Origin of the sequence: Enhygromyxa salina (genome assembly GCF_002994615.1) — a bacterium.
GTDB classification, from domain to species: domain Bacteria; phylum Myxococcota_A; class Polyangia; order Nannocystales; family Nannocystaceae; genus Plesiocystis; species Plesiocystis salina_A.
On record NZ_PVNK01000048.1, the window covers coordinates 1 to 7,571 of the forward strand.

General features: G+C 70.3%; 7 protein-coding genes. 3 read left to right on the plus strand and 4 right to left on the minus strand.

Features of this window, described 5'->3' with window-relative positions:
* Positions 1-266: 266 nt before the first annotated feature.
* The 3 genes from ENSA5_RS04880 to ENSA5_RS35590 all read right to left on the minus strand — a co-directional run bounded on the left by ENSA5_RS04880 (position 267) and on the right by ENSA5_RS35590 (position 1,829).
* The gene (locus ENSA5_RS04880) at positions 267-737 is read right to left on the minus strand and encodes a YbjN domain-containing protein (protein WP_106390381.1); all 471 of its coding nucleotides are present in this window, start codon (positions 735-737) and stop codon (positions 267-269) included.
* Between the two features lie 35 nt (positions 738-772).
* Positions 773-1,138, minus strand: a complete 366-nt coding sequence (locus tag ENSA5_RS04885; protein ID WP_181197377.1) for a DUF533 domain-containing protein — start codon at positions 1,136-1,138, stop codon at positions 773-775.
* A gap of 172 nt (positions 1,139-1,310) precedes the next feature.
* On the minus strand, positions 1,311-1,829 hold the full coding sequence (locus ENSA5_RS35590) for a hypothetical protein (protein ID WP_146155332.1): 519 nt from the start codon (positions 1,827-1,829) through the stop codon (positions 1,311-1,313).
* Positions 1,830-1,940: 111 nt separating this feature from the next.
* On the opposite strand from ENSA5_RS35590, the gene ENSA5_RS04895 reads away from it, so the two are divergent.
* Positions 1,941-2,705, plus strand: a complete 765-nt coding sequence (locus ENSA5_RS04895) for a Bax inhibitor-1/YccA family protein (RefSeq protein WP_106390384.1) — start codon at positions 1,941-1,943, stop codon at positions 2,703-2,705.
* A 336-nt stretch (positions 2,706-3,041) separates the two neighbouring features.
* Here the strand turns inward: ENSA5_RS04895 and ENSA5_RS04900 are convergent, their stop codons facing one another.
* Positions 3,042-4,166, minus strand: coding sequence for a hypothetical protein (locus tag ENSA5_RS04900; protein ID WP_258182736.1), 1,125 nt, complete (start codon positions 4,164-4,166; stop codon positions 3,042-3,044).
* Between the two features lie 56 nt (positions 4,167-4,222).
* Here ENSA5_RS04900 and ENSA5_RS04905 point away from each other — a divergent pair, with 56 nt between their 5' ends.
* Positions 4,223-5,230, plus strand: coding sequence for an esterase/lipase family protein (locus ENSA5_RS04905; RefSeq protein ID WP_106390386.1), 1,008 nt, complete (start codon positions 4,223-4,225; stop codon positions 5,228-5,230).
* An 85-nt stretch (positions 5,231-5,315) separates the two neighbouring features.
* Entirely contained in the window at positions 5,316-7,238 is a 1,923-nt protein-coding gene (locus ENSA5_RS04910; protein ID WP_106390387.1) for an aconitase family protein, read from the plus strand.
* Positions 7,239-7,571 lie beyond the last annotated feature (333 nt).

Below are 7,571 nucleotides of genomic sequence, written 5' to 3' on the forward strand. Positions count from 1 at the left end.
CCCCCGAGCCGGCCGAGTCCCCCGCGATCGGAGGCTGAGCCGAGACACCGCGACGACGAGCCCGGGGACACAACCCCATGTGCGAGCGCCGGGTCACCGTCGAGCACATCGTCGACAGCGACACCTTCGACCTCGAGATCGACCCGGGCCTGCGCGTCCACCCCGGGCCCGGGTCCGTCTCCTTCGCGGTCGCAGGCCGGGCGATCGTGCTCGTGCTCGAGACGCGCCCGGGCGCCCCCCGAGGCCGAGCCCGAGCCCCGGTCGCGTCAGGCGTCGGAGGTCTCGCGCGACTCGATCGCCGCGATCGCCTCGGCGGCGGTCTTGTCACCGCCGATCACCGCCATCAGGCCGTCGTAGTAGACGCCCATCATCATCAAGTTGAGGTCGACGAGGTTGCGCCACAGCTGGTGGTCGAGGCTCGTGCCCTCGACGTCGATCGAGGTCTTGAAGCGGACCTCACCGTCGTCGAGGTCGAGCTCGAAGTTGCCGACCTGCAGCCCATAGTTGGCCCGGATCACGAACTCACCGAGCTCGGCGCGCCGGTCCTCGGGCGCGCGCTCGAGCAGGACCGAGTAAAACAAGAACTGCTCGGCGTCCTCGATCGCCAGGGCCAGGCAGCCCCACTCGCGGCCCTCGCCGTAGTCGACCCGAAACTCGAGGGTCGTCTCGTCGCGGCGCTCGCTGTGCCAGTCGTCGTCTTCGAAGTAGCGCTCGAGCGCGTCAAAGAGTTGGCCCATGGCGGGCTTGTACCACGCTCGATCTGCCGCGCGGATCAGGCGAAGCGCGGCATCTCGTCCTCGATCTCGGCGGCCTGCTCGGGGCTGAGGCCGAGCACCTCGCGGATGCGATCGAGGAAGGTCCGCTCGGCCTCGGCGAGCTTTTCGTCGCTCAAGGCCACGCGGACGGCGGCCTGGTAGGTCGCGAGGCGCTGGTTGTCGCTCAGGCCCTCGATGTCGACCTCACCGAGATCGACGGGCATCGTCAGCCAAGTTTGGGCCTCTGCGCGCTCGTCGTCGTCGAGATCGGCGGCCGCCATCAGCCGCTCGACGGCCGCAGCCTCGTTGGCGGCGAGCTCACCGTCGGCCCAGCTGACCGCCGCGAGGAGACGAAGCATGAACATGACCTGCGGATGGGGCACGAGTGGTATCCTCGCACGGCCGCAAGCGGCCGGTCGGTCGGTCGCTGCGCTCCCTCCCTCGGTGGGCTGGGGTGAGCTTCGCAATCGTTTGCGTGGCCCCCTAGAGGGGGCTCCTCGAGACCCCCGCGGGCGTCAGTGACCGCTCGTGTCGCGCTTGTCACGCGCAGCGGGCTCATTGCTGGGGGACGGTCAGGATCAGCTGATCGCGCGGTGCATCGGGCCCGGTGTCGATCCGCCGGGCCGCGAGCGCTGGGCCGGTCGGGTCGGCCCGAACGACGATGACGTGCTCACGCGCTTCGGTCAGCGCGATCGAGAACACGCCCTGGGGCCCGGTCTTGGACTCGGCGTGCGCGGGGCCGAGGGCGTCGACCCGCGCGGAGCCACCGGCGACGGGGTGGCTGGTGACCCACAGATCCTCGAGCCCGGGACCGGGCAGGCCGGGCAGCGCCTCGCTGACCACGCGTCCGCGTAGGAGCAGCGCTTCGGGCGACTTCTCACGTCCACACCGAACGCCCGTGCTCGTCGCCCGGGCGTCGCCGCCGATGAAGGGGGTGTCGATGCAACCAGACGGGCGCTCGGAGACGGACGCGGACCCGCCGGATCGCTGGCACCCCCACAGCCCCGTCGTGACAGCCAACCCAAGCACCCACCCGGTCGTGCGCGTCGGCTGCGCCGCTGGTCGTCTGCGCACGCAGGGATCCTCGCCGATCAACCGGGCGCCAACAAGGCCACAGGCGGCCCTAGTACCAGCCCAAGCGAGGCGACGCTTGATCGGCGCACGCGCAGTGTTCACACTGCTGACATGCAGCCGCATCCCTCGCAGCACGACCCCGCAGGTCAGCGCAACCCCTACGCCCAAGCACCTTCGTACGCACCCGGAGCCGTGACCGGCGATCCCCGCGCGCAGCTGGCGTCGGGCGTCGACCAGTTCATGACCCGGGTCAACGCGTGGATGGCCGCGGGCGTCGGCGTGACCGGGCTCGTCGCGTTCATCGTCTCGCTCGACGCGGCGCTGGTCCGGACCTTGCTGATGACCCCGCTGCGCTGGGTCGTGTTCTTGGCCCCGCTGGCCTTCGTGGTCCTCTTCGCCTCGCGCGTGCACAAGATGAAGCCGAGCACCGCGATCGGGCTGTTCCTGCTCTACGCCGCGCTCAATGGCGTCGCGCTCTCGGCGATCTTCATCGTCTACAGCCTCGGCAGCATCGCCTCGGTCTTCGCGATCACAGTGTTGATGTACGGCTCGCTCGCGCTGTGGGGCTACGTCACCAAGCGCGATCTGTCGGCGTGGGGCAAGTTCCTGTTCATGGGCCTGATCGGCCTGATCGTCTCGAGCATCTTCTTCATGTTCGTGCCCGGCATGATGGGCAGCACGGCCTACCTCATCTACAACGTGATCGGGGTGCTGATCTTCGCCGGGCTGACCGCCTACGACACCCAGAAGATCAAGCAGATCTACCTGGTCAACGGCGGCGCGGGGAACCTCGCAGTCCTCGGCGCGCTGACGCTCTACCTCGACTTCATCAACCTCTTCCTCTTCCTCCTCCGCCTCTTCGGCGGACGGGAGTAGTTTGATCCCCCCGCAGGCGCCCTGCACTTTGCCACGCACGGCCGCTCCGCGGCCGGTCGCGCGCTCGTTTCACTCGCACGCTCGGTGGGCTCGTATGAGCTTCGCGTAGGTCTACGTGGCCCCCCTCAGGGGGGCTTTTTTGATCCCCCCACAAACGCCCTGCACTTTGCCACGCACGGCCGCTCCGCGGCCGGTCGCGCGCTCGTTTCACTCGCACGCTCGGTGGGCTTGTATGAGCTTCGCGTAGGTCTACGTGGCCCCCCTCAGGGGGGCTTTTTTGATCCCCCCGCAGGCGTCCTGCACTTTGCCACGCACGGCCGCTCCTCCCGCGGGCGTTCACTGCTCGCAGGTCTCGGACAGGGTCGAGGCGCTGACCTGGGGGGCGCCGTTGGCGAGGGCGAAGATGCCCGGGAAGCCGTCAGTCTCGAACCCGGCGCTGGGGTTGTCGCACAGGGTCGAGTCCTGGATGGCGAGGGTGCCGCTGAGATCGTTGCTGACGAAGAAGATCGCGCCGCCGCCCTCGTTGGCGGTGTTGTGCTCGATCTTGGTCCCGCACAAGGTCAACGTGAAGGTGTTGCCGTCGTTGTAGATCGCGCCGCCGCTGCCTCCGCCAGGGGTGCCGGCCTGGGCCGGGTTGGCGCCGTTGCCGATCGCCTCGTTGTAGGAGAACAAGCTGTTGATCACGGTGTAGGACACGCCGATGCTGCTGAGCCCGCCGCCGTTGGAGCAGCGATTGCCGAGCTCGGGCTCGCCGCCGAAGGTGCTGTTGACCACGTAGACGGGCTGGTCCTGGTGCTGGTCGAACACCCGCACGGCCGCGCCGCCGACGTCGGGCCCGGTGTCGTCGCAGGCGTTGTTGAAAAAGCGGGTGTTGATCAGCTTGAAGCGACCGCCGCGGACGAAGATCGCCCCGCCGCCGTCGGGGTCGCCGCCCATCGCCCGCCCGTCGACAAAGGTGAGGTTCTGGACGGTCAACCGGGGGTGATCCTGGTCGTCGCACGTGGGCGTGGTCCACACGAGCGACTCGTCGCAGGTGTTCATGTACAGGATCCGCCGGGCCCCGCCGCCGCTGAGCGTGACCAGACCGCCGCCGTCGATCACGATCTCGGGCCCGGTGTCGTTGTAGATCTTGGCGGTCTCGTCGAGGGTCACGACGACCGGGTCGGGGCCGCAGTCGAAGGTGATGATCCCGCCGCCAGCCACGGCCTCGACGAAGGCGGCGCTCGTGCAGCTCGAGGGCGTGCCGTCGCCGACGACGGTGGTCGGGCTCGAGACGTCGACCGGGTGGGCCTCTTCGGGGATCGCGCAATTGCCCTCGGGGTTGCCGGCCGGCGGTCCCGACTCGGGATCGGTCAGCGGGTTCTCGACCGGATCGGCGGGGGCGTCGGCGCAGCCCAAGGTGCCGACCACGGCCAGCGCCAACAGTGAGGACACACGAGCGAGCGAGCCTGGGCGAGACATCGACGGATTGTATCCCGAAGGCCGCCAGCGCCGCCGCGACGTGCGAAGCTGCCGACGTGGCCGACCTCCTCGACCTCGCTCAGCGCTTCGTCCGTGCGTACCCGGATCGCCGCGACGAGGCCCTCGCAGCCCTCAACGGCGCGATCGGAGACCGGCTCGAGGCGGCCGACTCGGCCCTGGCCCTGCGCATGCAACTGTTTTACGGCGCGCGCCCCTGGGCCCTCGAAGATCCGCCGATCGCGGTCCCAAACGCGCGACCGCAGGCGTGCCTGTTCGTCCACGGGCTGATGGGCTCCGAGCGAGCCTGGCGCTTTGGCGTCGGCGCAGCACAAGACGAGGGCCCGCGGGTCGACTACGGCCCGGTGCTCGCCGCCGAGCGCGACCAGACCCCGGTCTACGTCCGCTACAACAGCGGCCGTCACATCTCCGAGAACGGCCGCGAGCTGGCCGAGAAGCTCGCGCAGCTCCACGCCGTCTGGCCCTTCGAGGAGCTGTCGATCGTCGCCCACAGCATGGGCGGGCTGGTCACGCGCAGCGCCTGCCACTACGCGCTCGAGGCCGGCCACGCCTGGACCGACTCGCTGCGCCGGGTGTTCTTGCTCGGCGCGCCCTCGCGCGGGGCCCCGCTCGAGCAGCTCGCCCACGTCACCGCGTTCACCCTCGACAGCATCTGGAACCCGTGGACCAAGCTGATCGGCAAGGCGATCAAGCTGCGCAGCGCCGGGATCAAGGATCTGCGCCACGGCTTCGTGCTCGACGAGGACTGGCGCCACCACGACGCCGATCGCCTCGCCTTTCCGGTCCCCGCGCGCCCGCGCGATCCCGCTCACGTGCGCTGGTTCATCGCGGTTGGCACCCTCGGTCAGCCGGGCTCGCCGCTCTCGGCCACCCTCGGCGACGGGCTCGTGCGCCGACCGAGCGCGCGAGGGGCCAGCCTCGATCCGCGCGCGCGCGAGCTGCTGCCGCCCGCCGAGGTCCAAACCTTCGCGTCGACGGGGCACATGGCGCTGATGAACGACCGCGCGGTGCTCGAGCAATTGCTCGAGTGGTGGCAGTCAACGTGAGCGCGCGAGCGCGCAAACCCGCACGCAGCAACGCTCACAGCGGGCGAGGTCGGACCGGGACCAACAGCACGTATAGTCTGCCCACATGAAGCTGACCGGACGGATCTTGTGGCTCACGGATGACCCCGCGCACGTCGAGCAGCAGCTCGCGGGCCAAAACCCCGAGTTCGACTCGGCCGCACCACCCGCGCTCCACTTCGGCGTCAACACCGACGCGATGATCAACGGCGCCGCCTGCACCCTCGGCTACACCGGCGAGATCCTCGGCCCCTACTTCCTCCAGAACTTCAAGGACAGCGTCAACGTCGACTCGGTCCGCGAGGGCGGGTTTCAGGTCGTCGTCGGCGGCGACGCCTACGGCAGCGGCAGCAGCCGCGAGGTCGCCGTCGTCGCCCACCAGGGCGCGGGCATCGAGCTCGTGGTCGCGCGCAGCTTTCAGCGCATCTTCCAGGAGAACATGGTCTACGCCGGGCTGCCCTTCACGACCGACTTCGGCGTGATCGACCGCCTGCGCGCGGGTGAAGACCTCGACCTCGCGAGCCTCAGCCAGGCGCTGCCGCCCTTCTTCCGCGCCGTCAGCGAGGCCGGCGGCCTGATGCCCTACGGGACCAAGGTCCTCGCGGGCGAGGTCGGGCCCACCTACGAGCTCGAGCGCGCGGCGGCCCCGATGACCTGCATCGAGAAGATCGTCGCGGCCAAGGCCTGGCGCGGCAAGGACCAGCCCTTCGGGATCGCGGCGGTCGAGCCCGGCGACCAGATCCTGTGCGAGGCCGACTTCCGCGGGATGCACGAGTACACCGGCGGCATGGTCATGGACCTCTACCAGCAAGAGTGGGGCGACGCGCCGATCCACCAGCCCGATCTCGCGGCCGCGTTCGAGGACCACTTCGTGCTCATCGACACCGACACGGTCCCGCTCTCGGTCAAGAACAAGCGCCTCGCCCCGGCCCGCGAGCTGGCCAAGCAGATGATCGAGGTCTGCGAGCGCAACGGCATCCGCCTCCACGGCCCGGGCCGGCTCAAGCAGGGCGTGTGCCACCGGATCGTGGTCGAAGACTACGCCCGGCCCGGCGACATCATCGTCCTGACCGACAGCCACTCGCCGACCGCCGGGGTCATGAACGCGTTCGCGTTTGGGGTCGGCTCGACGGCCATGGCCTTCGCGCTGCGAACCGGGATGATCCCCGTGACCGTGCCCAAGACCGTGCGCGTGTGGGTCGAGGGCGACGCCAGGGGCGTGCTCTCGCCCAAGGATCTGGTCCTGCACCTGATCGGCGACCCCTTCTTCCGCGAGGAGCACTGGCGCGAGTCGCCGACCGACACCTGCGTGATCCAGCTCGGCGGCCCGGGCCTCGATCAGTGGAACGTCGACGAGCTGTCGGTGATCACCAACATGACCGTCGAGGGCGGGCTCATGACCGGGATCGTCGAGCCCTGCAAGCCGATCCGCGAGTTCCTCCAGGCGACCCGGGGCCAGGACTACGCCGAGCGCCTCGTCGCCCCCGACGAGGGCGCCCGCTACGTCAAGACGATCGAGGTCAACCTCGACGAGGTCCCGCTGACGGTCGCGACCCCCGGCGACTCACGCAACCGCAAGCCGCTGACCGAGGTCGGCGAGGTCGCAATCCACAACATCGTGATCGCCTCGTGCACGGGCGGCTCGCTCGCAGATCTGCGCGCCGCCGCCGAGGTCCTGCGCGGGCGCAGCTTCGCCGACAATGTTCGCGTGACGGTGACCCCGTCGAGCGCCGACGTCGCCGAGGCCGCCCGCAAGGAGGGCATCTTGGCCCTGTTCGCCGAGCTCGGGGCCACCGTCTCGGCGCCGGGCTGCGGCTCGTGCATCGGCAACGGGCCGGGCATCCCCTTCGAGGGCGAGACCACGGCGAGCACGACCAACCGCAACTTCGATCGGCGGATGGGCGCGCCGGGGCCGGTCTACCTGGTCTCGCCGGCGGTCGCGGCGGCGTCGGCGGTGACCGGCAAGCTCACCGATCCCCGCACGCTCTAGCCCGTCTTTGGCCTCGCCGGGCTCGCCGGATCCGCCGTAGTTGGCGTCGCCACCGAGCCTGGACCCAGATCGCGACGCCGACCCGAGCGGCCGCCGCTGGCACGCCAGCCCCCCGGAGGGTGGGCCTCGCAGCGGCGGCCTCGCCGGGCATGGTAGAGTCCCACCACGTGAGTGCGCTGGCCCTGGCTCTCGTCACCGCGGGCTTCCTCGGTCCTCCGGCCCTCCCGCCGGAACCCGCGGGTGATCGAGCCGCCTCCGGCGAGGCCGGGGACGCGCCGCCCGTCGACGCCTCGCCGCCCGCCGAGGCCCCGCCGGCCCCAGACGGCGTCATGC

Excerpts from the sequence above, each read along its gene's own strand:
- ENSA5_RS04880 (WP_106390381.1), bottom strand. The coding sequence starts at position 737 with ATGGGCCAACTCTTTGACGCGCTCGAGCGCTACTTCGAAGACGACGAC.
- ENSA5_RS04895 (WP_106390384.1), top strand. The coding sequence starts at position 1,941 with ATGCAGCCGCATCCCTCGCAGCACGACCCCGCAGGTCAGCGCAACCCC.
- ENSA5_RS04910 (WP_106390387.1), top strand. The coding sequence starts at position 5,316 with ATGAAGCTGACCGGACGGATCTTGTGGCTCACGGATGACCCCGCGCAC.
- ENSA5_RS04900 (WP_258182736.1), bottom strand. The coding sequence starts at position 4,166 with ATGTCTCGCCCAGGCTCGCTCGCTCGTGTGTCCTCACTGTTGGCGCTG.